The 24,193-nt window shown below is 72.1% G+C and carries 21 protein-coding genes; 9 read left to right on the top strand and 12 right to left on the bottom strand.

Annotation, left to right across the window (positions count from 1 at the left end):
- Positions 1–28 precede the first annotated feature (28 nt).
- Both FDO69_RS28680 and FDO69_RS28675 read right to left on the bottom strand, forming a co-directional pair.
- A complete protein-coding gene (locus FDO69_RS28680) occupies positions 29–3,088 on the bottom strand; it encodes an NACHT domain-containing protein (RefSeq protein WP_104783410.1) in 3,060 nt (1,019 codons plus the stop codon).
- Positions 3,089–3,148: 60 nt separating this feature from the next.
- Complete coding sequence (locus FDO69_RS28675) at positions 3,149–3,799, bottom strand: HAD family acid phosphatase (RefSeq protein ID WP_104783408.1); 651 nt, start codon at positions 3,797–3,799, stop codon at positions 3,149–3,151.
- Positions 3,800–4,239: 440 nt separating this feature from the next.
- On the opposite strand from FDO69_RS28675, the gene FDO69_RS28670 reads away from it, so the two are divergent.
- The gene (locus FDO69_RS28670) at positions 4,240–4,938 is read left to right on the top strand and encodes a M23 family metallopeptidase (RefSeq protein WP_104783405.1); all 699 of its coding nucleotides are present in this window, start codon (positions 4,240–4,242) and stop codon (positions 4,936–4,938) included.
- A gap of 111 nt (positions 4,939–5,049) precedes the next feature.
- Here the strand turns inward: FDO69_RS28670 and FDO69_RS28665 are convergent, their stop codons facing one another.
- Complete coding sequence (locus FDO69_RS28665) at positions 5,050–5,643, bottom strand: TetR/AcrR family transcriptional regulator (RefSeq protein WP_104783402.1); 594 nt, start codon at positions 5,641–5,643, stop codon at positions 5,050–5,052.
- 123 nt (positions 5,644–5,766) lie between these two features.
- Between FDO69_RS28665 and FDO69_RS28660 the strand changes: the two genes are divergently transcribed.
- The 3 genes from FDO69_RS28660 to FDO69_RS28650 all read left to right on the top strand — a co-directional run bounded on the left by FDO69_RS28660 (position 5,767) and on the right by FDO69_RS28650 (position 8,554).
- Positions 5,767–7,356 (top strand): MDR family MFS transporter, encoded by a 1,590-nt coding sequence (locus tag FDO69_RS28660; protein ID WP_104783400.1) that lies wholly within the window; start codon positions 5,767–5,769, stop codon positions 7,354–7,356.
- Between the two features lie 203 nt (positions 7,357–7,559).
- Complete coding sequence (locus tag FDO69_RS28655; protein WP_104783397.1) at positions 7,560–8,042, top strand: helix-turn-helix transcriptional regulator; 483 nt, start codon at positions 7,560–7,562, stop codon at positions 8,040–8,042.
- 65 nt (positions 8,043–8,107) lie between these two features.
- Entirely contained in the window at positions 8,108–8,554 is a 447-nt protein-coding gene (locus FDO69_RS28650) for a VOC family protein (RefSeq protein WP_104783394.1), read from the top strand.
- A 91-nt stretch (positions 8,555–8,645) separates the two neighbouring features.
- Here FDO69_RS28650 and cseC read toward each other — a convergent pair whose 3' ends face one another.
- From cseC to FDO69_RS28625, 5 genes are all read right to left on the bottom strand, one after another.
- Positions 8,646–9,995 (bottom strand): two-component system sensor histidine kinase CseC, encoded by a 1,350-nt coding sequence (cseC, locus tag FDO69_RS28645; protein WP_104783391.1) that lies wholly within the window; start codon positions 9,993–9,995, stop codon positions 8,646–8,648.
- Between the two features lie 14 nt (positions 9,996–10,009).
- The gene (cseB, locus tag FDO69_RS28640) at positions 10,010–10,711 is read right to left on the bottom strand and encodes a two-component system response regulator CseB (protein WP_104783389.1); all 702 of its coding nucleotides are present in this window, start codon (positions 10,709–10,711) and stop codon (positions 10,010–10,012) included.
- Between the two features lie 167 nt (positions 10,712–10,878).
- Positions 10,879–11,541: a hypothetical protein gene (locus tag FDO69_RS28635; protein ID WP_167526697.1), complete on the bottom strand. Its 663-nt coding sequence runs from the start codon at positions 11,539–11,541 to the stop codon at positions 10,879–10,881.
- Positions 11,529–12,068, bottom strand: coding sequence for a SigE family RNA polymerase sigma factor (locus FDO69_RS28630; RefSeq protein WP_030251439.1), 540 nt, complete (start codon positions 12,066–12,068; stop codon positions 11,529–11,531). Before FDO69_RS28630 ends, FDO69_RS28635 begins: the two co-directional genes overlap by 13 nt.
- A 285-nt stretch (positions 12,069–12,353) precedes the next feature.
- Entirely contained in the window at positions 12,354–13,310 is a 957-nt protein-coding gene (locus FDO69_RS28625; protein WP_104783386.1) for an HhH-GPD family protein, read from the bottom strand.
- Between the two features lie 119 nt (positions 13,311–13,429).
- Between FDO69_RS28625 and FDO69_RS28620 the strand changes: the two genes are divergently transcribed.
- Positions 13,430–15,001, top strand: a complete 1,572-nt coding sequence (locus tag FDO69_RS28620; protein ID WP_104783383.1) for a sensor histidine kinase — start codon at positions 13,430–13,432, stop codon at positions 14,999–15,001.
- Positions 15,002–15,057: 56 nt separating this feature from the next.
- Positions 15,058–15,681, top strand: a complete 624-nt coding sequence (locus FDO69_RS28615; RefSeq protein ID WP_234388162.1) for a response regulator — start codon at positions 15,058–15,060, stop codon at positions 15,679–15,681.
- Positions 15,682–15,948: 267 nt separating this feature from the next.
- Here FDO69_RS28615 and FDO69_RS28610 read toward each other — a convergent pair whose 3' ends face one another.
- Complete coding sequence (locus FDO69_RS28610; RefSeq protein ID WP_170320961.1) at positions 15,949–16,590, bottom strand: phosphatase PAP2 family protein; 642 nt, start codon at positions 16,588–16,590, stop codon at positions 15,949–15,951.
- A 175-nt stretch (positions 16,591–16,765) separates the two neighbouring features.
- Between FDO69_RS28610 and FDO69_RS28605 the strand changes: the two genes are divergently transcribed.
- Entirely contained in the window at positions 16,766–17,623 is an 858-nt protein-coding gene (locus FDO69_RS28605) for a hypothetical protein (RefSeq protein ID WP_104783377.1), read from the top strand.
- A 108-nt stretch (positions 17,624–17,731) separates the two neighbouring features.
- Here the strand turns inward: FDO69_RS28605 and disA are convergent, their stop codons facing one another.
- Positions 17,732–18,856 (bottom strand): DNA integrity scanning diadenylate cyclase DisA, encoded by a 1,125-nt coding sequence (gene disA, locus FDO69_RS28600; protein ID WP_104783374.1) that lies wholly within the window; start codon positions 18,854–18,856, stop codon positions 17,732–17,734.
- An 80-nt stretch (positions 18,857–18,936) separates the two neighbouring features.
- Positions 18,937–20,346, bottom strand: a complete 1,410-nt coding sequence (gene radA / locus FDO69_RS28595; protein ID WP_104783371.1) for a DNA repair protein RadA — start codon at positions 20,344–20,346, stop codon at positions 18,937–18,939.
- A gap of 197 nt (positions 20,347–20,543) precedes the next feature.
- On the opposite strand from radA, the gene FDO69_RS28590 reads away from it, so the two are divergent.
- Complete coding sequence (locus FDO69_RS28590; RefSeq protein ID WP_104783368.1) at positions 20,544–22,268, top strand: BACON domain-containing protein; 1,725 nt, start codon at positions 20,544–20,546, stop codon at positions 22,266–22,268.
- Positions 22,269–22,276: 8 nt separating this feature from the next.
- Here FDO69_RS28590 and FDO69_RS28585 read toward each other — a convergent pair whose 3' ends face one another.
- Entirely contained in the window at positions 22,277–23,095 is an 819-nt protein-coding gene (locus FDO69_RS28585) for a DUF3109 family protein (RefSeq protein WP_104783365.1), read from the bottom strand.
- 83 nt (positions 23,096–23,178) lie between these two features.
- Here FDO69_RS28585 and FDO69_RS28580 point away from each other — a divergent pair, with 83 nt between their 5' ends.
- On the top strand, positions 23,179–24,120 hold the full coding sequence (locus FDO69_RS28580) for a Ppx/GppA family phosphatase (protein WP_104783362.1): 942 nt from the start codon (positions 23,179–23,181) through the stop codon (positions 24,118–24,120).
- Positions 24,121–24,193 lie beyond the last annotated feature (73 nt).

The following is a 24,193-nucleotide window of genomic DNA, read 5'->3' as shown; positions in this document are numbered from 1 at the left end:
GGCGCCGGCCCCTTCGCCGTGTTCGGGGTCAGACGCGGATGATCTCGACGGTGGGGAAGATGTCGGCCCACGTGTCGGGGGAGGGCGTACGGGCGAGCTCCTCGGAGACGGTGAGCCTGCGCAGACGGGGCAGCCGGGATGCGATGACGCGGAGCACTCCCAGGTCGCCGTCCCCGGGGAACTCGAAGTCCTCGATGCCCGGCAGCTCCGGCATGGCGTCGAAACCGTAGTGTTCCGACCGCCCGTAGAGGCGGAGGGTGGCAAGCACTGGGAGGGCGGCCACCTCGCGCCAGTCCTCGGCGCTCAGGTGCCTCCGGCTCGACACACCCACGGCGAGTGACCTGAGCGTGGGCCACCCGCTCAGACCACGCAGCCCGGTCGAGTGGATGGAGCCCATCCCCAGGAAGAGATGCCGCAGGGGCGCGTCGGCGGGCAGGCTGTCGGTGAGGAGGTCTCCGGGGAGGTCCTGGTCGAGCGAGAGCTGAGTGAGCCGACGTAGCGTCCCCAGCCCGGTGAGGTCCGCACCGCGGTCGAAGAGGACGAGGTCCGTCAGCGGCAGTTCCGCCAGGCTCGACAGGCCTTCTGTGCCGGTGCAGCGGCTGAGCCACAGACCGGTCAGTGAGCGGAACGCCCGAAGGTCCCGCAGATGCCCGAGGACCGGGTTCCTCCACAGGTGCAGCAGGCGGACCCCGGCGGGCTCCGAGACGCACGCGAGGAGTTCCGCCGCGGTCAGCGGGCCGTCGAACCGCAGCCTCTCCCAGGGGCGCATCAGCTGGAGCGTCGCCCTCTGCTCGGCGGATTCGCAGACCACGGAGAGTCCGCCCCGCTTCAGATGGTCGAGCACCTCCACCGCGTACTCCCGCGCGTCGAACCGGCTCCACGTGCCCACCAGCTGCCGCCGTACCTCGAGGGCCGGGTGGTCGCGGAAGCGGCGCAGCACTGCCAGCGCGCCCTCGTCCTCTTCCGCACCGAGGAGTGACGCGGTGACGGTGACGTGGTGGGCCTCCTGGTCGGTCAGTCCCTCCGGCCCCGGCAGCAGCTCCAGCACCAGTGGGCCCGCTTCCGCCAGGGCCCTCGCCTCCTCCGTCTCGCGTGGCGGGATGAGCGCCCCGGCCCGTTCCTCCACCTCGGTCCGTACCCCGGGATCCAGGGCCGCGGCGTGCTCCAGGCAGGCCAGGGCGAGGAGGGTCAGCCGTGGGGTGTCCTCGGCCAGCAGGCGGCGGAGCAGCATGGCCCGCTCCCGGGGCCGGGCGTGCGCGACCGCCATGCGGATCACGTCCTCCCACAGGCTGTCGCCCGCGTGTCCGGCGATGACGTCCAGGTGTCCCTCCTCGACGGCGTACCGGGCGCCCAGGTAGTCCTGGAAGGTGCGGTGGACGAAGTGGACGACGCCCTCTGCCGGCTGGCGGAGCAGGCCGCTGCGAAGCATGAGGGCGTGCAGCACGTCGGTCGCGTCCCGCTGTTCCGGCACCCGTGCGATCGTCGGCAGGCAGCGCCCCACGATGCCCTCGGCCGTCTCCAGGCTCATCTCGGTCCGTCCGCTCAGCACGAGCGCGTAGGCGAGGCGCTGGAGCAACTCCAGTTGGGCCTCCTCGCCCAGTTCGATCCCGTCCACCGCGCCCATGCCCCGCTCCCGGTCGCGGCGCGCGAGCAGCATCCCGAGGGCGGCGTCGTAGAGCTCCTTGCGGCCGGTGGGGAGGTAGCCCCGCCGTTCCCGGTGGAGGGCGCAGACAAGTCCGCACATCAAGGGATTGGTGGCGAGGCGGGCCAGGTCACGTTTGGTGTGCAGGGCGTCCAGGAGCTGCGTCTCGTACTCGGGCGCCCGCGCGGCCGCGTGCCAGCGGTGCACGAACGTCGTCACGTCGGCCCGGCGCATCGGGGCGAGGGTCAGTTCCCGGAATCCCTCCGCGGCCAGCCAGTCGGGGCGTACCGCTGTGGGGCGTGAGGTCAGCAGCCAGTGATTGCCGGGGAAGGCGTGGATCAGGGAAAGCAGCCAGTCACGTGTGCGGTGCCGGTCGGCGGCGGGGATCTCGTCCAGGCCATCGACGAGCACGAGCCCGCGCCCGGCGGTCAGGACGCGTTCGGCCCAGCCCTCGGGCGGGGCGAGCGGGCAGCCCACCGCCGTGAGGAAGGCGGACGGCGCGGGGAGCGCGCCCACGCGGATCAGGGTGCGCAGAGGGAGGACGAACGGGATGCGGGCCGTGTCCCGGGTGGCGGTCACCGCCAGCCACTGCACGAGGGTGGTCTTGCCGGAGCCGGCGTCGCCGCGCAGCATGACCCTGTCGTGGCTGCTGAGGGCCTCCTCCGCCGGGAGCCGCACGGTGGCGCCTGCGGCGGCCGCGGATTCGGCCGGCGGTGCCTCGGGCAGCCCGCCCTGCTCGGCGCCGGCGGCCTCCAGGCTCAGATAGGCCACTTCGAGGGGCCAGCGGTCCGGGGAGTCCCTCAGGTCGATGCCGTAGATGGTGATGTGGTTGTGGCGCTCGGCGACGAACCGCAGGTAGCGGCGTTCGAAGGAGGCGTCACGGGCGTACGGGCGGGGAGTACGGGTGAGCAGCTCGTCGACCTTGGCGATCAGCTCCTCCTGGCTCCGGGTCTGCTCGACGAGGGTGCGGGCGATGAACGTGGAGCGACGGGTGAAGAACTCCAGGATGTTCAGGCACGCCCACTCGGTCGCGTGATCGAGGAAGTGGCAGGAGTCCGCGGACAGGCCGTCGGGTGCGAGGGCCGCGTAGTGCAGTTTCTTGGCCAGCTCGCGGTGACCCAGGCGGACCGCCTGGACGTCGTCCATGTCGAGGTCGCCGAGGGCGAGCAGCCTGCGCGCCAGTGTGTCGGCGACGGCGATCTGCTCGTCGGACGGGAAGGGGGGCTCGCCGGGAGAGTCCACCGCCTGCGCCACGATCCGTCCGGCGAGCTTCTGTACGTCCCGCTCGTCCAGAGTGCGCTTCTCGCCCCGGAAGGACACGAGCGCGGCGAGGCGCACGGGCTGGTCGAGCAGGCCCGCGCCCGGGCTCTCCGAACGGAAGAGCTTCTTCAGCAGTGGGGCGACCAGCGAGGACGCCAGTCTGCCCCCGAGAACCGTCGGATCCATCCGCCTCACCCCCGTGATCGCGTGAACGGGGGTGAGACTACTCGCAGTTGACCAGCCGGGTCAGGACAGCTGCCCGTCGTAGTCCGGCAGCTTGAACGTCCTCTCGGCGTGGCCGCCCGAAAGGTCGGTGGCGCTGTTGCCGATGTTCGCGATGATCGTGTAGCCCTTGCGCTCGACGTCGACGCGCTGGGCCGTCTTGTAGTCGGCGACGTTCTTGAAGAGGTCGATGAAGTTGCGGACGTAGAGTCCGGAGACCTGGTAGCCGGTCTGCTTGAGGTTGTACTGGGTGAACGAGGCGATGATGTCCGGCCGTGCGGTCACGAAGAACAGGGCGACTCCGCGCTCCTGTGCGTATCTGGCGGCCTCCAGGACCGGCTTGTTGGCCGGTTGCGGATACGCGAAGCCGAAGTCCGTCTCCAGCGTCGTGTTGTCGATGTCGAAGACGATCGCCTGCTTCTCGCCCGGCTTCTGGGCCGCGATCCGCTGCTTCAGATAGGGCAGCGCCTGGTCCATCACGGCCTGGCAGTCCTTCTGCCAGGTGCCGTAGTCGACGTCCGCGGCCGCGGCCGCGGCCGCGGACGTGGCGGTGGCGGTGGTCGTGGAGGCCTGTGTGGCGGTCGCGGCGTCGGCCGGTGCGGCCATCGCCACGAGGGCCGCCGCCGAGACGGCGGTCACTGATGCACGGTGCAACCAGGGGCGTCGGGTCTGCATGTCGTGGGGGTCCTCTCACGTCCGTGACGCTGCCAACATGTCGTGTGCATGCTCGTGCTCGAGGGTGGCGTGAGGGGAACCGTAGGGTTACCGGACGGTAGGCGCCTAGAGGCCTGCGCCACATTTTCTGAATGGCCGAAGAGGGTCCGCGGTGACATGGCGCACAGGCGATATGTCCGTTACTAGCTGGATTAGTGGATAACGGACCGGGAGAAAAGGGATTCTTCCCCCGGAATCCGGGTGGAAGTGCTGGCCAGTGTCCTGATTCGTCCTGAATGACTGCTGTGTCAAGAGACGTAGAACACTGAACCAAATTACTAACTAGCGTCGTAGATCACGCTTTTGGGAGTTTGTCGGACTTCGGGTTACCAAGGGATGGCCACACGGCGAGCGGTTGTGCGCCGGGTGGTTTTCTCCGTCCCCTTCCATACGAGGTTTCGATGTCCCAGCGCGTCACGTCCCGTTCTTCCCGTACGTCCCAGCTCCGCACCCGTGCGACCGTGCTGGCCGCCGGCCTTGGTGTCTCGGTCGCACTGGGAGCCGGGGTCGCGTCCGCCGCCGACACCACGGCCGCGTCCGGGGCCGCCGGCGCCGTCCAGGCGCAGGCCGCCGTCCAGGCCAAGGTCGCCAAGGCCGAGGCCGCGAAGGCTGAGAAGGCCGCCAAGGCCGCCGCCGCCAAGAAGGCGGCCGAGAAGAAGGCCGCGGCCAAGAAGGCCAAGCCGTCCTGGATCGACCCGGTGAAGAAGTACACGCTCTCCGCGAGCTTCGCCCAGAACGGCGGCATGTGGGCGCACAAGCACAGCGGCCAGGACTTCGCCGTGCCGAGCGGCACCCAGGTCGTCGCCGCCCACGGCGGCACCGTGGTCAAGGCCGGCGGTAACGGCGCCGGCGACGGTCCCGCGTACGGCAACGCCATCGTCATCAAGCACGGCAACGGCACGTACTCCCAGTACGCCCACCTGTCGAAGGTCGAGGTGCGCGTCGGCCAGATCGTCAAGACCGGCCAGGAGATAGCCAGGTCCGGCAACACCGGCAACTCCAGCGGCCCGCACCTGCACTTCGAGATCCGTACGACGCCGAACTACGGCTCGGCGGTCGACCCGGTGAAGTTCCTGCGTGCCAAGGGCGTGACGGTCTGACCCGCCTGACCGCGCAGGCCCGGTCTGTGGAGCGTCGGCGCCTGACGGCAACGCGGCAGATGCGCGTGCCAGGCCCCGCGTCCGCGACCTGATCCGAACGGCGGGCCCTGGCTAGCCCCGGGCTCCCCGGTGAGCCTGGGTCACCAGGTCCGTGGCGACCTCGAGGACGGCTTTGTTCTTCTCCTCGGGGTCGTCTCCCATGTCCTGGAGCAGGAACATGCCGGCGTGCAGCGTGAAGATCGCGCTGGCGCAGCGGACCTGGTCGACCAGGTCCGCGTCCGGGTCGACGATGATGTCGCGCAGACTGTGGATGCGCGCCTTGAAGGACTCGCCGATCCGCAGGTCCCGCACCGTCGCCTGGTTCTCGTGCATGAAACGGAACAGTGGCGCCGCCTCGGCGAGCGTGTCGGCGTAGCGGCGGATGATCTCCTGCTTGGTGGCCAGGGTGTGCGGCTGCTGCCGGCCCCACTCGATCAGGTCCTCGATCGGCTGGGTGAGGTCCTCGAAGATGCTGACGAGGATCTCTTCCTTCGTCTTGAAGTGGTAGTAGAGCGCGGCCTTGGTGACCTCCAGGCACTCCGCGATCTCGCGCAGGGAGGTCTTCTCGTAGCCGTGTTCGGCGAAGAGTTCGAGGGCCACGTCCTGGATGCGCCGGCGGGTGTTCCCGCGGCGCCGCTGCCTGGTGCCGTCCATGGTGCCGCCCATCTTCCTACGCCGCCCGCTTTCCATAAAACTTACTTGACGCCCGGCTAGTTCCGCGGCTAGCTTCCGAGTGTAGTCACTAGCCGGTCGGCAAGTAAGTAGCGGTAGCTGGGGGAGTGGGAAGCGATGGCGGACAAGACGGACACACCGGTGGCAGACGCCGGGGAAAAACAGCCCAAGAGCGTACGGGTCGTGCTGCTCGCGCTGATGATCGCGATGATGCTCGCGATGCTCGACAACATGATCATCGGCACCGCGATGCCGACGATCGTCGGTGAGCTGGGCGGGCTCGAACACCTCTCCTGGGTCGTCACCGCCTACACCCTCGCGACCGCGGCCTCCACCCCGCTGTGGGGCAAGCTCGGCGACATGTACGGCCGCAAGGGCACGTTCCTGTCGTCCATCGTGATCTTCCTGATCGGCTCCGCGCTCAGCGGCATGGCCCAGAACATGGGCCAGCTGATCGGCTTCCGCGCGGTGCAGGGCCTCGGCGCCGGCGGTCTCATGGTCGGCGTCATGGCGATCATCGGTGACCTCATCCCGCCCCGGGAGCGCGGCAAGTACCAGGGCATGATGGCCGGCGTCATGGCACTGGCGATGATCGGCGGCCCGCTGGTCGGCGGCACGATCACCGACAACTGGGGCTGGCGCTGGGCCTTCTACATCAACCTGCCGCTCGGCGTGGTCGCGCTCATCGCCGTCACCGCCGTGCTGCACCTGCCGAGGAAGCGCTCCAAGGCGCGGATCGACTACCTGGGCGCCGCGCTGCTGACCGTCGGCATCACAGCGATCGTGCTGGTGACGACGTGGGGCGGCACGGAGTACGCGTGGAGCTCCGCGCGGATCATGGAGCTGACCGGCATCGGGGTGGCCGCGCTGGTCGGGTTCGTGTTCTGGCAGACCCGGGCCGCGGAGCCGGTGGTGCCGCTGCACATCTTCCGCAGCCTGAACTTCACGCTGATGTCGGTCATCGGTTTCATCACCGGCTTCGTGATGTTCGGCGCCACGCTCTTCCTGCCGCTGTACCAGCAGTCCGTGCAGGGTGCCTCCGCGACCAACTCCGGGCTGCTGCTCCTGCCGATGCTCGGCGCGATGCTGGTGACCTCGATGGTCGCCGGGCGGGTGACCACGAACACCGGCAAGTACAAGGTCTTCCCGGTCCTCGGCAGCGCACTGATGATCGTCGGTCTGTACCTGCTGTCCACGATGGACACCGGGACCTCCCGTCTGACGTCCGGCATCTTCATGGCCGTGGTCGGGCTCGGCATGGGCTGCCTGATGCAGATCACCATGCTGGTCGCGCAGAACAGCGTGGAGATGAAGGACATGGGCGTCGCGTCCTCGTCGACCACCCTGTTCCGTACGCTCGGCTCCTCCTTCGGCGTCGCGATCATGGGCGCGCTGTTCAACAACCGCGTCCAGGACGTCATGAGCGAGCGGGCCGGGGGGCTGGGCTCCAAGGTGACCGAGCAGTCGGCGCAGCTCGACTGGAAGAGCATGCAGAAGCTGCCGGCGCTCGTCCGGGAGGCGTACCAGCACGCGGTGTCCGCCGGCACGCACTCGGCGTTCCTGCTCGGGGCCGTGGTGGCGGTTCTCGCCCTCGTGGCGGCCGTGTTCGTCAAGGAGGTGCCGCTGAAGGGAGCGGGACCGACGGCATCGGACGACGGCAAGGCGGGCGACCCGGCGGCCCAGACGCCGGTGGTCGAGCCGGTCTGACCACCTCTCGCCGAGGGCCCCGGGCGGACATCGCCCGGGGCCTTCGCCTTGCCCGGGGACCTCTGCTGCGAGTGGCGCAGGCTCCCCCGGGGGGCGTCGCCCGGGGAGTCGCTCGGCCGGTCCTCTGCTCCGCGCGGCGCAGGGGCCGCTGCCCGCGCTCGCGGCCGGGGCCGTTGTCAGACCCCCGTGCCACCATCGGTCGCATGGACAAGACGCGCCAGGTCCGGCTGGCGAAGGACGCGATGGACCGGGACTGGGCCGATCCCCGGCTGGACCTGGACACCGTCGCCGCCCACGCCGGGTACTCGCGCTACCACTTCATCCGCGCCTTCAAGGAGGCGTACGGCGAGACCCCCGGCCAGTACCTCACGCACCGCCGGATGGACCGCGCCGAGGACCTGCTGCGCACGGCGAACCTCTCGGTGACGGAGATCTGCCACGTGGTCGGCTTCAGCAGCGTCGGCACGTTCTCGGCGCGCTTCAAGACCTGGACGGGTCTCACCCCCAGCGAGTACCGGACGAAGCACGTGGGCCGGGGAGCCGCCCTCATACCCGGCTGCTACGCCATGCTCTGGGCCGGCGGCTTCCGCTCCGCACCCGGCGCCGGTGAGCGGCGCGATTCCGGAGCGGCGAAGCCTCGCCGTTCCGGAGAAGCGAAGCAGCGCAATTCCGAAGAAGCGGGCTGACACCCCCGCTGCCTACCGTGGCAGGGCGGACACCACCGGCCGCAGCGTCAGAGCAGGAGCACGCCATGATCAAGGGTCTCGCCATCTCGACCGTCTGGGTCCTCGACCAGGACCGGGCCAAGGAGTTCTACACGGAGAAACTGGGCCTGGAGGTCCGTACGGACATGACCATGGGCGAGGGCGGCATGCGCTGGCTCACGGTCGGCTCGCCGAACCAGCCCGACGTCGAGCTGACACTGATGGTGCCGGGCGGGCCCGCGATGGACCCCGAGTCCGCCGAGATGCTCAAGAAGCTCGTGACGAAGGGCGCGCTCGGCGCGGGCGTGCTGACCACCGACGACATCCACGGCGACTACAAGAAGCTCAAGGACAAGGGCGTGGAGTTCCTCCAGGAGCCGCAGGAGCGCCCGTACGGCACGGAGGCGCTGTTCCGCGACGACTCCGGCAACTGGTTCTCGTTCAACCAGCCCCGCGAGGGCGGCCTGGACATGGACCAGGACTGGTCCTGCTGACCCGGTCGACCCGGCCGGTCCCGAAGGCCGGGTCGACCCGGCCGGTCCCGAAGGCCCCGTCGACCCGGCCGGTCCCGAAGGCCCGGGAGGCTCACGAACCCGGCAGCATCGGGTAGCTCCCGGTGCTCGTCGGCGCGTGCTCCGGCAGCCACAGCACCGCGACCGCGCCCTCGGCCGGCAGATGCTCCGGTGTCCCGGGGGTGCGGACGTTGCGGAAGGTCAGCCGGGCGCCCATCACCCGGGCCTGTCCGGCCGCGATGGTCAGGCCGAGCCCGTGGCCCTGCCCTGCCCGGTCCCTGCTGCCGGTGCGGAAGCGGCTCGGCCCCTCGGCGAGCAGGTCCTCGGGAAAGCCCGGGCCGTGGTCGCGCACCCGGATGACCCGGCCCTCGACGCTGACCTCGATGGGCGGCTTGCCGTGCCGGGCCGCGTTGGCCAGGAGGTTGAACAGGACGCGTTCCAGGCGGCGCGGGTCGGTGGTCACCTCCGACTCGTGCACGATGCGCACCTCGATGGCGGGATCCTTGGCCGCCACCCGCCGGGCGACGAACTCGCCCAGCATGAGGTCCTGCAGCTCCGCCCGCTCGGAGGCACCGTCCAGCCGGGCCACCTCCAGCACGTCCTCGACCAGCGTGCGCATGGCCTTCGCCCGGTCCAGCACCAGCTCGGTGGGGCGCCCGGGCGGCAGCAGTTCCGCGGCGGTCAGCAGCCCGGTCACCGGGGTGCGCAGTTCGTGCGCGATGTCGGCGGTGACCCGCCGCTCGGCCTCGATGCGCTGCCGCAGCGCGTCCGCCATGGCGTCCACCGCGCTCGCCAGGTCGTCGGTCTCGTCCCGTACGACCCCGCCCATGGCGTCCCGCACGCGCACGTCCGTCTCGCCGCCCGCGAGCTGGTTGGCAGCGATGGCCGCCTTGCGCAGCCGCCGCGAGAGATGCCCGCCGATGAGCACCCCGAGCGCGCTGCCGCCGAGGACGACCGCGATGGACCCGATGAGCAGAGCCTGGTCGAGGTCCTGGAGGATGTCCGAGCTGCGGTCGGTGAAGCCCGAGTGCAGCGACATCACCTGCCCGTTCTTCAGCGGCACGGCGGCCCATATGTCGGGCACCTCACCCGGCCGGTCCGCCACGTACGTCGCCCGCTGGCCCGCCTCGACCCGGTCCCGCAGCGCGTGCGGCAGGTCGGGGTCGTTGATCTTGGTGTTGGGGAAGTTCATCCGCCCGGACAGCTCGAAATTGCGCTGGGCGATCATGATCCGCTCGTCGGCCAGGTCGCGTGCGTTGTCCAGCATCGAGACCCGGGCGGCGTTGTGCACCACGAGGCTCAGCGCGATCGCCACCAGCGCGCCCACCAGGGCGATGGCCGCGCTCAGCTTCCATCTGAGACCCGTACGGATGTCCGCCCGCTCCAGGCCCGCGGCGACCAGGCGCCGGAAGTGCCCCCTCATACCCCTGCCCCTGCTCAGGCCTTCAACTTGTAGCCGAAGCCACGGACCGTCTCGATCCGGTCCTGGCCGATCTTCTGCCGCAGCCGCTGCACATGCACGTCGACGACGCGGGTGTCACCGCCCCAGCCGTAATCCCACACCCGTTCCAGCAGCTTGTCGCGGGAGAGCACCGTGCCCGGCGCGGAGGAGAACTCCAGCAGCAGCCGCATCTCGGTCGGCGTCAGCGCCACCGGCTGCCCGGCGCGGCGGACCTCCATGCCCTCGGTGTCGACCTCCAGGTCCCCGAAGGCCAGGACCCCGCCGCTCGCCGGGGCGGCCGGATCCTCGCCCCGGCCGCCGCCCGCGTGCCCGAAGCGACGCAGCACCGCGCGGATCCGGGCGACCAGGACGGCACCGTCGAACGGCTTGGTCACATAGTCGTCGGCCCCCGCCTCCAGGCCCAGCACGACGTCGATGGAGTCGGCCCGCGCCGACAGCATGATCACCGGCACGGTCGACTCGTCCCGGATCCGGCGGCACAGGCTGACCCCGTCGAGGCCGGGGACCATCACGTCCAGCAGCGCGATGTCGGGGCGGTCCGCGCGGAACGCCTCCAGACCCGACAGCCCGTCGGGCATGGCCGTGACCACGAAGCCGTCCCGTTCCAGGGCGAGCTGCGTGGCCTCGCGGATGACGTCGTCGTCCTCGACGAACAGGACGTGGGTCTGGTCTGCCATCCCGGTGCTCTCTGTCCTCTGTGATCCGTGGGGGTGCCTTCGACTGCTGGGACACATGTGCGGTTGATGGAGGTGCGTTCTACTGCTGGGACGCACGGTCCGCGCGATGCGTTCACCCAAGGATCGGTCCGAGTGGCCCGATCGGTTCACGCGGCCCTCCGCCCGCGTCAGCCCGCCGGCGACGGCGCCGGCGTCGCGCTGTCGCCGGCGACCTTCCCGTAGTCGTTGTGCGTGCGGTACTTCTCGGCGAAGTGGCCGGAGGTCCATCTGTACGTGATCACGTTCTCCCCGGAGGGACTCGACACCGGGTCACCCTTGTCGTACACCTGCTTGGTCACCACCAGGTCGCCGCGGTCGATCTCCGCGTAGACCGGCGGCTCCTCGGACGTGAACACGTTCTCGTACGAGCCGTGCTGCTCGCGGTACACGTAACTGCCGACGCCCACCGCGTCGCCGCAGGTCAGCACGTTGACGACGACGTCGTCCGCCGAGCCTGAGGTCAGATTGCCGTAGGAGACGTCGACCGGGTACTCGTTCGCCACGCACGGCTTCAGCTCGCGCTTCACCTCGGGCGCGACCTTCGGGTCGTCCTTGACGAGCTTGACCGCGTTCACGGTGTCGGGCGACGCCGACGGTGCGGTGGACGGTGTAGCGGCGGCGGCGCCCGCCACCGAGTCGGCGTGCGCCGGGCCCTCGTCACGGGCGCCGGTGCCGCCCGCGCCGCACCCGGACACCAAAAGGGCGAGGGCGGTGGGCACGGCCAGGGCCGCGCTCACCGCCTGGATACTGCCCCGGGTCCGTGCGGAACCCTCGCCGGTCAGGCCGCGCACCGCTCCCGCTCCTCACGCTCCAGCGCGCGTGCGTCCAGGTCGCGGGACTCCAGCTCCTCGCGGAGCCGGGCGAGCGCCCGGTGCAGCGTGCTCTTGACCGTTCCGGCCGACATGCCGAGGGCGGCGGCCGTCTCCTCCGTGGACATCTGCTCCCAGTGTCGCAGCACCACGACACTGCGCTGCTTCGGGGCGAGGACCTTCAGGATGTCCATGAGCAGGGCGCGGTCCGCGTGCTGCTCGGTGGCGTCGTCGACCGAGGCGTCCGGAAGCTGCTCGGTCGGGACCTCCTCCAGCTTCCGCGCCCGCCACCACTCCGTACGGGTGTTGATCATCACCCGGCGCAGGTAGGCGTCGGCCAGCCGCTTGTCCTCGATGGTCTCCCACCGGCCGTACGTCCGTACCAGCGCGGTCTGCAGCAGGTCCTGCGCATCCGTCGGGTCCGGGACCAGGCGGCGGGCACTGCGCAGCAGCGCGTCCTGCCGGGTGCGGACGTACTCCTCGAACTCGAGCACCTCGCCCTGCGCCATGGTGAACCGCCTCCCGTTTCCCCGTTTCGGGCCGGCTCCCCGCCGCCCGTGTACTGCCTGTGGTCTTCAGCGCTCCCGTGTCTTCCGGGAACGCATCTGAAGGTACGGAGGCGTTGTCACGGCGCTGTCCGAAGCAGCCTGCGGCCAGCGCTCGGCTGTCCGTCGGTTGTGTAACGGAAACCCGAACGGGGTAGGGCGATGGGGGTGTTGGGGATGGTTCGGGGTGATTTGTCCACCCCGATCTCTGTTACGGGCGGCGGTCCACGGCTGTGACCTGTCTGTATGTCAGGTCAGCGGCAGCCGGTACGAACCGCCCGCCAGCGGCTCCACCAGACCGTCGGCGACCAGACCGTCGAGGGCGCGGGCCCGCTGCACCGGCTCATGCCACACCCGGTCCAGGGCCGCCTGCGGTACGGGCCCGTGGGCCTCCCGCAGCACGGCGAGCAGCCGCCCGCGCACCTGCCGGTCGGTGCCCGCGTAGGTCTGGCCCCGGCGCGGCGGCCCGTCGTGCTCCGGCTTGCCCGCCAGCCGCCACGCGCACTGCGCGGCGATCGGGCAGCGGTGACACGACTCGCTCTTCGCCGTGCACACCAGCGCGCCCAGCTCCATGGAGGCGGCGGCCCAGCGGGCGGCGGTCGGCTCGTCGTCGGGCAGCAGCGCGCGGGCCAGCTTGCGCTCGGCGGCGGTGGTGGCGTTCGGCGGGTACTGCACGCCGGTGACCGCGCGGGCGAAGACCCGGCGCACGTTGGTGTCCAGCACCGGGTGCCGCTGCCCGTAGGCGAAGGAGGCGACGGCGGCGGCCGTGTACTCGCCGATGCCGGGCAGCGCCAGCAGGTGCGCGTGGTCGGCCGGTACGTCACCGCCGTGCCGTTCCGTTATGGCGACGGCGGCGCCGTGCAGCCGCAGCGCGCGGCGGGGGTAACCGAGCCGCCCCCAGGCGCGAACGGCCTCGCCGGGCGCATCCTTGGCCAGGTCGGCCGGGCGCGGCCAGCGCTCCAGCCACTGCTCGTAGACGGGCAGAACACGGCTCACCGGGGTCTGCTGCAGCATGAACTCGCTGACCATCACCCCCCACGCCCCGGCCTCGGGACGCCGCCACGGCAGGTCACGGGCGTGTTCGCCGAACCAGTCGATGACGGGGGAGTGCAGGTTCTCTCCGAGGGCCGGGCCCGAAGGGGTCTCACCGGAGGGGGTGGAGGGGGAGGCGGCGGTGGGATGCGGGGGTTTCGTGGGAGCAGTCATGGCCCTTCGATGGTGCCACGCAGAGGCCCCTGTTCGGTTGAACCGCCACCCCTGAAGCACCCAGCTACCTGACGATCGACAGCAGTGCGGCCGGGCCGGGCGCTTGTAGCGTCAGGCGCATGCAGCGTCCCGGCCCGGCCTCTCTCGCCCGCGGCGCCCTCCTCTGGGCCGCCTTCGCCGTCCCGGCGCTCACGGCGGACCGGGTCGGGCTGAACGAGCCGCGGGCCGGCTGGCAGCAGGCGGCCGGTGTGGTCGTGCTGGGCGGGGCCGCCGCCTTGTCCCGGCGGTTGCCTCTGGTCGCCTTCGGGCTGGTGGCGGCTTTGAGTCTCGCCGCCGCCCCCGCCCTGTTCACCGTCTCCTACGGCCCCGCCCTCGGCGTGTGCGCGCTGTTGCTCGGGCTGCGGGCGGGCCGGGCGCGCCCGGCCCTGGTGTGCTTCGCGGCCGTCGGCTGCGCGGGCGCCGCGCGCAGCGCGCTCGCCGGGGTCGACCCGGCCCCCGAGTGCCTCGTCATGGCGGGCACGCTGCTCTTCGGCTGTGTCTTTCCCTGGCTCGGCGGGCGCTACTGGCGGCAGAGCCGTGAGCTGGCCGAGGCGGGGTGGCTGCGCGTCGCCCGGCTGGAGGACGAGGCCGGCTTCGCCGAGGAGCGCGCCCGGCTGCGCGAACGGGCCCGGATCGCCCAGGACATGCACGATTCCCTCGGCCACGAGCTGAGCCTCATCGCCCTGCGCGCGGGTGCCCTCCAGGTCGCCCACGGCCTCGGCGAGGAACACCGGGCCGCGGCGGCCGACCTGCGCGCGGCCGCCGCCGACGCCACGGACCGGCTGCACCGCATCATCGGCGTGCTGCGCGAGGACGACGAGCCGGTACCGCTGACGCCGGCGGGCGAGACCCTGGAACAACTCGTCGCCCGCGCGGCCGAGTCGGGCCTCCCCGTGCGCTGGGACCCCGCCGGACACGACCCGCCCGCGGACCCCGGCGGCATCGCCGAGCGGCTGTTGCACCGGGTGACCCGGGAGGCATTGACCAACGCGGCACGGCACGCGCCGGGCGCCCCCGTGGTCGTGGCGGTCACCGGACGCGCCGCGGGCACGTCCGTCACGATCACCAGTGGCCGGGCGACACAGGACGGTCCCCCGCCGTCCGGAGGCGGCACGGGCCTGCTCGGGCTGCGGGCCGCGGTGACCTCGGTCGGCGGGGAGTTCGAGGCGGGCCGTCACGAAGAGGGCTTCCGGGTCCGGGCGTACGTCCCTGGGCAGCGGACCGCCGTCACGCCTCCGCGCCCCGCCCCGGCACCGTTCACCCAGGTCCGCCGCCGGGTCGCCGTCGGCCTCGGCACCGCGGCCGGTGTGGGCGTCGTGCTCGTCGGCGCCGCCTTCGGCTGGTACGCGTACGCCGAGACGCACTCGGTGCTCCAACCGGCCGCGTACGCGGAACTGCGCCTGGGTGCCCCCACCGCCGAGGTCGAGCGCGTGCTGCCCGACCGTGATGTGAACGACCCACCCGACGACCGGGCTCCCGTTCCGCCCGCGGGAGCCGAGTGCCGCTACTACCGCGCGAGCGGCGAACTCTTCGTATCCGTCGACCACTTCAGACTGTGCTTCGAGGCCGGGCGGCTGGTCGCCAAGGACCTGGTCCCCGGGGTCGGGATGTCCGGCGAAGGCCGGGAAGAGTACGAGGAGTTCGCACGGTGAGCACAGGGAAGGCGGGCTGGGCACCGATCCGGGTGCTGCTGGCCGACGACGAGGCGATGGTCCGGGCCGGGGTGCGCGCCATCCTGGGCAGTGACGGAGGGGCGGAGGTCGTCGCCGAGGCGGGCGACGGGCGCGAGGCGGTCGAGCTGGCCCGCGCGCACCGCCCGGACGTTGCCCTGCTGGACATCCGCATGCCCCGCCTGGACGGCCTCGGGGCGGCGGAGGAGATCGTGCGGTCCGTGCCCGGCACGGCCGTCGCGATGCTCACCACCTTCTCCGAGGGTGCCTATGTGACCCGCGCCCTCGGTGGTGGCGCCACCGGCTTCCTGCTGAAGTCCGGGGATCCGTACGAACTCGTGGCGGGCGTGCGGGCGGTGGCCGCAGGTGCCGCGTTCCTCTCACCCAAGGTGGCCCGGTACGTCATCGACGAGGGTCTCGGCGGCGGGCGCCTCACCCGCGAGGCCCGGGCACGCGCGCGGGTGACGGTCCTGAGCCCCCGCGAGCGCGAGGTGCTCGGCCTGGTCGGCGCGGGCCTGTCCAACCCGGAGATCGCCGCCCGGCTGCACCTGGTCGAGGGCACGGTGAAGGCCTACGTCAGCGCGGTTCTGGACCGGCTGGAGGTACGCAACCGGGTGCAGGCGGCGATCGTGGCGTACGAGGCGGGGCTGGTGGAGTCGTAAGCGACCGGGGCTCGCGCTGCCCATCGTCGGCGGACGAACGACCGGGCGGCGGTGCGAGCGCGCACCGCTCGGCGACGCGCACACGGCCGCCGCGGCTCAACGGCGTGCGTGCGGAACGGCTCAGCGGCGTGCGTGCGGAGCGGCTCAGCGGCGTGCGTGCCGAGCGGTTGAGTGGCGTGCGTGCGGAGCGGTTGAGTGGCGCGTGTGCGGAGCGGTTGAGTGGTGCGTGTGCGTCCACGTCCGGCTGTGCGCCGCGCGCGTCCCGGCTCACCGGCGCGCGGCCGTCTCGTACGGCGGGACGAGCGCCGGGCCCGGCCCCAGCACCCACCGCACCGCCGGTGCCGACGAGGTGCGCAGTGCCCCGGTCAGCCGCGTCATCGGCTCGGCTCCCAGCCGTACGGCGGCGAGGGCGACGAGTGCGCCGAGTCCGAGGCCCGCCATGACGTCGTGCGGGTAGTGCACACCGACGAAGACCCTGGAGAGGGCCATGAGAAGGGCGAGCGGGGCGGTCAGCCACAGCAGCGCGCGCCGGACCAGGGCCAGGGCGACCGCCGAAGCGCCCGCGATCGTGGCGTGGTTGGACGGGAAGGACCAGTCGCCGTGCGGCGGGCATTCGGCCAGCGACACGGCCGCGTCGGCCACCGCCCGGCACGGACGTTCCTCCGTGACAACGGACTTGAGGACCTCACTGCACACATACCCCACCGCAGTGGCCAGTGGTGCCAGGACCGCATTCGCGAAGGCGAGGGGACTGTCGCGGCGAGCGCGCCACCAGCCGGCGGCGAACAGCGCGACGAACACGAGCAGTCCGGCCTCCGTCCATGTCCTGGCTCCGTGTTGTACCCACGACGGGGTGGTGTGGGCGAAGTCGGTGATGTCGCGGTAGAGCGTCGTGTCCTCGAAGGTCATGGTCACCGACCGTAATCGGAAGGCCTGTTCCGTCACACCCGGCGATCGTCATGCTGCACACCTGACGAAAGACGGGGGTGGGAACGTGACTTCCGGGATGATGATCCGGAAAAGTTGTCGCTCCGAGCGGCGGGTGGGACGGGTTGACGAGCCGATCTCTCGTAAGGTTTGGGCCGTGGGATCTCTGCGCAATCCGGTCGGGCCGCTTCCCTCCTCCATCTACTGGCGTCGGAGGGTCGTACTGGTGTCTGTGGTCGCCGTGTTGGCGCTGCTGACCATCTGGATCGTGATGATGGGCGGCGGGGGCGGCAAGGACGGTGACAACGGCGCCGACGGCAAGAATCCCGCGCCTTCCATCACGCCCGGGCCGTCGAGTTCGGGTCCGGCCATCAGCCAAGCCCCCGGCGGACGCGACGAGTCGGGCGGTGGCGGCTCCGGCGGCTCGTCGTCCGGCTCCGGCGACGGCTCCGGTGACGGCTCGGGGAGCGGGTCGGGAGACGGCTCCGGCTCCGGTGACGGTTCCGGCTCCGGCGGCTCCGAGGGGGCGGGCGGCGACGGCGGCTCGGGAGGGAGCGGCGTCACCGCGGGCGGCGTCGGCGCGGGCGACACTCTGCCGTCCGGCTCCACCCTCCCCGACTGCACCGCGAGCGCGGTCAAGTTCAGCCTGCGCAGCCGGGACAACACCTACGGCCCCGAGCAGACGCCCACGTTCCTGCTGACGGCACGGAACGTCTCCGGCAGCGACTGCAAGATCGATCTCGGGCCGAAGAACGCGGTGTTCACCATCGCCCCGGCGAGCAGCGACGACGACTACTGGTCCTCCGAGGACTGCCCCAAGGCCGCCGCGCACCAGCTGTACCGGGTCGCCGCCGGCAGCGGTATCACCTACACCGTGAAGTGGGACCGCAAGCCGAGCGCTCCCCAGTGCGCCACGCCTCCCGCGGGCTCGGCCGGGGCGGGCACGTACCTGGTGGAAGCCAAGGCTCCGGGCTTCGCGAAGGTGCAGACGTCGTTCGTGCTCTCGGCCGACTAGGGCCCGAGCGGCGGTCCCTGTCCGGCCGATCGTCGAGAACGCACGAGGGCGGTACCCCTTCCCGGGTACCGCCCTCGACCGTCTCGCCGCAGTGTCCCGCGCGCGTCGCTACACGTACCGCTCCAGGATCGACGACTCCGCCAGGCGCGACAGGCCCTCGCGGACACTGCGGGCCCGGGCCTCGCCCACGCCGTCCACCGTCTGCAGGTCGTCGACGCTCGCGGCGAGCAGCTTCTGCAGCCCGCCGAAGTGCTCGACCAGGCGGTCGATGATCGCGCCGGGGAGCCGGGGCACCTTGGCCAGCAGGCGGAACCCGCGCGGGGAGACCGCCGAGTCCAGCGTCTCGGGCGCGCCGGTGTAGCCCAACGCCCGGGCCACCGTGGACAGTTCGAGAAGCTCGGCGTGGCTCAGGGCGTCGAGTTCGGCTAGGGCCTCGTCGACCGTGCGGGAGCGCTTGGCCGTGGGCTCGGGGACGTAGTCCCGCACGACCAGCTCGCGCTCGGGCTCCACGCCCGCGATCAACTCGTCGAGCTGGAGGGCCAGCAGCCGGCCGTCCGTGCCCAGCTCCACCACGTACTCGGCGATCTCCGTGGCGATGCGGCGGACCATCTCCAGGCGCTGGGCGACCGCCGAGACGTCCCGGACGGTCACCAGGTCCTCGATCTCCAGCGCCGACAGTGTGCCCGCGACCTCGTCGAGGCGGAGCTTGTAGCGCTCCAGGGTGGCGAGGGCCTGGTTGGCGCGGGACAGGATCGCCGCCGAGTCCTCCAGCACGCGGCGCTGGCCGTCGACGTACAGGGCGATCAGCCGCATCGACTGGGAGACGGAGACCACCGGGAAGCCGACCTGCTTGCTGACGCGGTCCGCGGTGCGGTGCCGGGTGCCCGTCTCCTCCGTGGGGATCGTCGGGTCCGGGACCAGCTGCACGCCGGCGCGCAGGATCTTCGACAGATCCGAGGACAGCACGATGCCGCCGTCCAGCTTGCACAGCTCGCGCAGACGGGTCGCGGTGAACTCCACGTCCAGGACGAAACCGCCGCTGCACAGCGCCTCGACCGTCTTGTCGGAGCCGAGCACGATGAGCCCGCCGGTGTTGCCGCGGAGTACCCGCTCCAGGCCGTCACGCAGGGCGGTGCCGGGCGCCACGGCGCTCAGAGAGGCACGCATCAGGCCATCGGTACCGGCACTCCCGCCGGACTTTCCGGGAGCCGATGCCCGGTCGTTGGCTGCCACTGCACTCCTCCGGTCGCAGGTTCTGGGCGCCCCCGTGTCGCGCGCTCGGTTCGCACGGACGGGCGAGACCAGGGCAAAGTCTACCGGCGACCCTCCTCGTCCTGTGGGGCCTCTCGGCGACGGGAGCGCGGAAGGACCCGCAGGGCGTCCCCTATGTCCGCGACTTCCAGGACCTTCATGCCTGGCGGGACCTTGCCCGGATCGGCTGGTACCAGGGCATGTGTGAAGCCCAGACGGTGGGCTTCCGCCAGTCTGCGCTGCACGCCAGTGACGCGCCTCACCTCGCCCGCGAGGCCCACTTCCCCGATCGCGACGAGGTTCTTGGGGAGAGGTGTGTCACTCGCGGCGCTCGCCAGGGCGAGGGCGACGGCCAGGTCCGCGGCCGGCTCGGAGAGCTTCACCCCGCCGACCGTCGCGGAGTAGATGTCCCTTTTGCCCAAGGCGCTGATCCGCCCGCGCTGTTCCAGCACCGCGAGCATCATCGAGACGCGGGAGGTCTCCAGGCCCGAGGTGGTGCGGCGCGGGGAGGGGATCTGCGAGTCGACCGTGAGCGCCTGGACCTCGGCGACCAGCGGGCGGCGGCCCTCCAGGGTGACGGTCAGGCAGGTGCCCGGGACGGGTTCGGCCCGGCGGGTCAGGAAGAGCCCGCTCGGGTCGGCGAGGCCCGTGATGCCCTCGTCGTGCAGCTCGAAGCAGCCGACCTCGTCGGTGGTGCCGTAGCGGTTCTTGACGCCGCGCACCAGACGCAGGCGGGCGTGCCGGTCACCCTCGAAGGACAGGACGACGTCCACGAGGTGCTCCAGCAGGCGTGGGCCCGCGATCGCGCCGTCCTTGGTGACGTGGCCCACCAGCAGCGTGGACATGCCGCGTTCCTTCGAGGCCCGGATGAGGGCGCCCGCGACCTCCCGCACCTGGGCCATGCCACCGGGCGCGCCGTCGATCTCGGGCGAGGCCACCGTCTGCACCGAGTCCATGATCAGCAGCGACGGTTTCACCGCGTCCAAGTGGCCCAGCACCGCCGCCAGGTCCGTCTCTGCCGCCAAGTACAGGTGGTCGTCGATGGCGCCGATGCGGTCGGCCCGCAACCGGACCTGGCTCGCCGACTCCTCGCCCGTGACGTAGAGCGTGCGGTGCTCGTCGCTCGCGGACTTGGCCGCGACGTCGAGCAGCAGCGTGGACTTGCCGACCCCCGGCTCGCCCGCGACCAGCACCACCGCGCCGGGCACCAGCCCGCCGCCGAGCACGCGGTCCAGCTCGGGCACACCCGTGGGGCGGGCGGTGGCCTGCCGTCCGTCCACCTGGCCGATGGGCAGGGCGGAGGTGGTGACCCGGCCGGGTGCCGTCGTACGCACCGCGGGCGCGCCGTACTCCTCGACCGTCCCCCAGGCCTGGCACTCGGGGCAGCGGCCGAGCCACTTCGCCGTCTGCCAGCCGCACTCCGTGCAGCGGTAGGACGGGCGGTCCTTGGTGGTCTTCGTACGGGCAGCCATGCACGGAACCGTAGTCGCAGGCACTGACAGCGCGGGGACCGGCCGACGGCGGCCGGCTGCGCGCCAGGGGTTCGCCACCCCGCGCCAGCGGCGGAACAACCGGTTCATGTCCCCGATTGAGGGATCGTTTCACCCGTACGGATTAAAAGTGCTCAAGCCGCCGGAAGGTGCCACTCCCGGCCCCCTACGGTCGCCGAATGATGAGCAGTACTCCGGAGATCTCGACCCGCTCGACCCGCACGGCCGGCGCACATCGGGCGCACCGGGAAGCGCGCGACCGCGGAGCGGCGCGCACGCTGGCGCAGCGGCCGCCCGCGCGCTACGAGCCGTACCTGGACGGTCTGTTCACCTACTGCCTGTCGGTGCTGTGCGACCATGAGGCCGCGACCACCGCCCTGGGCGACGTCCTCGCACTCGCCGAACGCCGCGGCCGGCAGGCCCCCGAGGCACCCGCGGACCGCAGGGCCTGGCTGTACGCGCTGGCCCGCTGGGCGTGCCTGCGCAAGCTGGCCGAGGCCAAGCAGAAACGTCTGAGCAGCCACGCGGCGGGCCGCGCCGACCGGCAGCGCGCCGACCGTCCGGCCGCCCCGGCCGCCTCCGAGGAGGTCCAGGAGCGGCGCCGTCGCGAACTGGGCCTGCTGGCCTGGCCGGAGGCCGCGGGCACCACCCCGGAGCAGCGCGAGGCGCTCGAACTGGCCGTGCGCCACCACCTCGCCGCCCACGAGGTCGCCGCCGTCCTCGGCATGGACCTGGCCGCCGCCCGCGATCTGCTCGCCTCCGCCGCGTGCGAGGTGGAACGCACGCGTGCGGCCCTCGCCGTGGTCGAGACCGGGGCGTGCCCGAGCGTCGCGCACCTGGTCGGCGACGACCGGCTCGTGCTCGGCACGGCCCTGCGCCGCGAACTCGTACGGCACGTCGACGACTGCCCGCGCTGCCGCCGCACCGCCGAGCGCGCCATCCCCGGCCGCTGGCCCGGCACCAGCGTCACGCCCGCCGAACTGCCCGTCCTGCCGGCGCCCCGCGCGGCCGTGCACATCGCCATGGCGCACCAGCCGCGCACGCGGCACGCGGCTCCCCGCTTCGACCGGCGGGGCTTCCCGATGGATCCCAAGGACCACGCCGCCCGGCGCGACCGCCTCCGCGCGCGTGCCGTCACCACGACCGTCGTCGCCACCGTCGTGGCCGCCCCCGTGCTGGCCCTGTGGGCCGCCTATCGGGGCACCCCGATCGCTGAGGGCCAGGACGGCCGCTCGGCCTCCGCGCTCGAGGTGGACGACTCGTTCGGCCTGGACGGCGAGATGGCGGGCGGCGGCTACGAGAACACGGGCAACGCGAGCACCCGCCCCGGCCCCCGCTTCGGCAAGGACGGCAAGGCCGACGTCTCCGTGGAGGTCATCGGCGTCGCCGGCGCGGGCCGCACGAGCGCGCTGGAGGTCACCGCCGACAACAGCGGCGACACCACCCTCGTCACCCTGACCGCCGCCGGTCCGGCCCCCGTCCGCTGGTCGGCGTCCACCGGCGCCCCCTGGCTCTACCTCAGCCAGTCCTCGGGAACGCTCCAGCCCGGCGAATCGGTGACGATCAAGGTGTACGTCGACCATCTGCGGGAGCCCGCCGGCCCCTGGCACGCGCAGGTGGCGGTGGCACCGGGGGGCGCCGTCGTCCACATCGAGGGCTACGGCACCGCGCCCACCCCCTCCGGCCCGGACCCCCGCCCCAGCGACCCGGGCGACCCGGTGCCGACCCACCCCGACCCGACGCCCACGACCTCCGCCCCGGACCCCGACCCGACGCCGACCACCCCGCCCCCGTCGGCCGACCCGGACCCCACACCCACGCCGACGGACCCGGACCCCACCGACCCGGAGGGCTCCACGCCACCGCCCTCGGACAGCGGCGACCCGAGCCCGGTCACGTCATAGCCGGCCCCTCAGGCCCCTGGGCCGGCCGGATGCGCGGGATCCGCGGGATGCGGTGCCAGCAGCGGCAGCTGCGAGGCCAGCCGCTCCTCGCACAGCTCGACCAGCCGGTCGTATCCGGCCTTGCCCATCAGCTCGATCAGCTCGGGCCGGTAGGAGACGTAGACGGGATCGCCCGCGCCGTGCGCCGAGGTCGCCGACGTGCACCACCAGTGCAGGTCGTGGCCGCCCGGACCCCAGCCGCGCCGGTCGTACTCACCGATCGACACCTGCAGCACACGCGTGTCGTCGGGCCGGTCGATCCACTCGTACGTCCGCCGCACCGGCAGCTGCCAGCACACGTCCGGCTTGGTCTCCAGCGGCTCGCGGCCCTCCTTCAGGGCGAGGATGTGCAGCGAGCAGCCCATGCCGCCCTCGAAGCCGGGCCGGTTCTGGAAGATGCACGAGCCCTGGAAGGGCCGCGTCTGGCGCTCGCCGTCCTCGTCCTCGGAGACCCAGCCGCCCCGCGTGCCCTCGGCGTGGTGCTGCCAGATGTCCGGCGTGAGCCTGGCCACATGCTCGGCGACGCGCTTCTCGTCGTCCTCGTCGGAGAAGTGGGCACCCAACGTGCAGCACCCGTCGTCCGCGCGGCCCGCCTGGATGCCCTGGCAGCCGCTGCCGAAGATGCAGTTCCAGCGAGAGGTCAGCCATGTCAGATCGCAGCGGAAGACCTGCTCGTCGTCCGCCGGATCAGGAAACTCCACCCACGCGCGAGCGAAGTCGAGGCCCTTCTCGTCGGAGTCCACGACAGCAGGTGATTTGTCGCGCTTCGCCTTTTTCGTCTTTGGCACGTGTCCAGGGTACGGGCCCCGCCACGGGCCTTGTACCCCCGCCGAGGACGGCGGACGGCCTCGCGGGCAGTAGCGTGCCGTACATGAGACTCGGTGTCCTCGACGTGGGATCGAACACGGTGCATCTGCTCGTGGTGGACGCGCACCCCGGCGCGTGCCCGCTCCCCGCGCACTCGCACAAGGCGGAACTGCGCCTCGCCCAGCTCCTCGACGACGACGGCGCGATCGGCCCCCAAGGCGTCGACCGGCTGATCTCGGTGATCAAGGAGGCGCTCCAGGCCGCCGAGGACAAGGGCGTCGAAGAGGTCCTGCCGTTCGCGACCTCCGCCGTACGGGAGGCCCGCAACGCCGACGACGTCCTCGCACGCGTGCGCACCGAGACCGGCGTCGAGCTGCAGGTCCTCACCGGCTCCGAGGAGGCCCGGCTGACCTTCCTCGCCGCCCGCCGCTGGTTCGGCTGGTCGGCCGGGAAACTGCTGGTCCTCGACATCGGCGGCGGCTCCCTGGAGGTCGCCTACGGCATCGACGAGGAGCCCGACGCGGCCGCCTCACTGCCGCTGGGCGCCGGCCGCCTCACCGCCGGCTGGCTGCCCGGTGATCCGCCCGACCCGGAGGACGTCCGCTCCCTGCGCCGCCATGTCCGCACCGAGATCGCCCGCACCGTCGGCGAGTTCAGCCGCTTCGGCACGCCCGACCACGTCGTCGCCACCTCCAAGACCTTCAAGCAGCTGGCCCGCATCGCCGGCGCGGCCCGCTCCGCCGAGGGCCTCTACGTCCAGCGCGAGCTCAAGCGGGAGTCCCTGGAGGGCTGGGTCCCGCGGCTGGCCGCCATGACGGAGCGGGAGCGCGCGGAGCTGCCGGGCGTCTCGGAGGGCAGGGCCGGGCAGCTCCTGGCGGGCGCCCTGGTGGCCGAGGCCGCGCTGGACCTCTTCGGCGTGGAGCGCGTGGACATATGCCCCTGGGCGCTGCGGGAGGGCGTGATCCTGCGTCGCCTGGATCACATGGAGTCCGAACAGGGCAGGTAACGGGGGGCCGAACGCTATGGCAAACACCACAACGGCCAAGAGGCCCCCCACCTCACCCCGACCACACCCCGTA

The organism is Streptomyces tibetensis (assembly GCF_007655005.1).
In the GTDB taxonomy this organism is placed as follows: domain Bacteria; phylum Actinomycetota; class Actinomycetes; order Streptomycetales; family Streptomycetaceae; genus Streptomyces; species Streptomyces tibetensis.
Note: the sequence above shows the minus strand (reverse complement) of the source record. Positions and strands in the feature narration are given on the sequence as shown.

Coding starts and splice junctions, on each gene's coding strand:
- FDO69_RS28680 (WP_104783410.1), bottom strand. CDS start 3,088: ATGGATCCGACGGTTCTCGGGGGCAGACTGGCGTCCTCGCTGGTCGCC.
- FDO69_RS28675 (WP_104783408.1), bottom strand. CDS start 3,799: ATGCAGACCCGACGCCCCTGGTTGCACCGTGCATCAGTGACCGCCGTC.
- FDO69_RS28670 (WP_104783405.1), top strand. CDS start 4,240: ATGTCCCAGCGCGTCACGTCCCGTTCTTCCCGTACGTCCCAGCTCCGC.
- FDO69_RS28665 (WP_104783402.1), bottom strand. CDS start 5,643: ATGGGCGGCACCATGGACGGCACCAGGCAGCGGCGCCGCGGGAACACC.
- FDO69_RS28660 (WP_104783400.1), top strand. CDS start 5,767: ATGGCGGACAAGACGGACACACCGGTGGCAGACGCCGGGGAAAAACAG.
- FDO69_RS28655 (WP_104783397.1), top strand. CDS start 7,560: ATGGACAAGACGCGCCAGGTCCGGCTGGCGAAGGACGCGATGGACCGG.
- FDO69_RS28650 (WP_104783394.1), top strand. CDS start 8,108: ATGATCAAGGGTCTCGCCATCTCGACCGTCTGGGTCCTCGACCAGGAC.
- cseC (WP_104783391.1), bottom strand. CDS start 9,995: ATGAGGGGGCACTTCCGGCGCCTGGTCGCCGCGGGCCTGGAGCGGGCG.
- cseB (WP_104783389.1), bottom strand. CDS start 10,711: ATGGCAGACCAGACCCACGTCCTGTTCGTCGAGGACGACGACGTCATC.
- FDO69_RS28630 (WP_030251439.1), bottom strand. CDS start 12,068: ATGGCGCAGGGCGAGGTGCTCGAGTTCGAGGAGTACGTCCGCACCCGG.
- FDO69_RS28625 (WP_104783386.1), bottom strand. CDS start 13,310: ATGACTGCTCCCACGAAACCCCCGCATCCCACCGCCGCCTCCCCCTCC.
- FDO69_RS28620 (WP_104783383.1), top strand. CDS start 13,430: ATGCAGCGTCCCGGCCCGGCCTCTCTCGCCCGCGGCGCCCTCCTCTGG.
- FDO69_RS28615 (WP_234388162.1), top strand. CDS start 15,058: ATGGTCCGGGCCGGGGTGCGCGCCATCCTGGGCAGTGACGGAGGGGCG.
- FDO69_RS28610 (WP_170320961.1), bottom strand. CDS start 16,590: ATGACCTTCGAGGACACGACGCTCTACCGCGACATCACCGACTTCGCC.
- radA (WP_104783371.1), bottom strand. CDS start 20,346: ATGGCTGCCCGTACGAAGACCACCAAGGACCGCCCGTCCTACCGCTGC.
- FDO69_RS28590 (WP_104783368.1), top strand. CDS start 20,544: ATGATGAGCAGTACTCCGGAGATCTCGACCCGCTCGACCCGCACGGCC.
- FDO69_RS28580 (WP_104783362.1), top strand. CDS start 23,179: ATGAGACTCGGTGTCCTCGACGTGGGATCGAACACGGTGCATCTGCTC.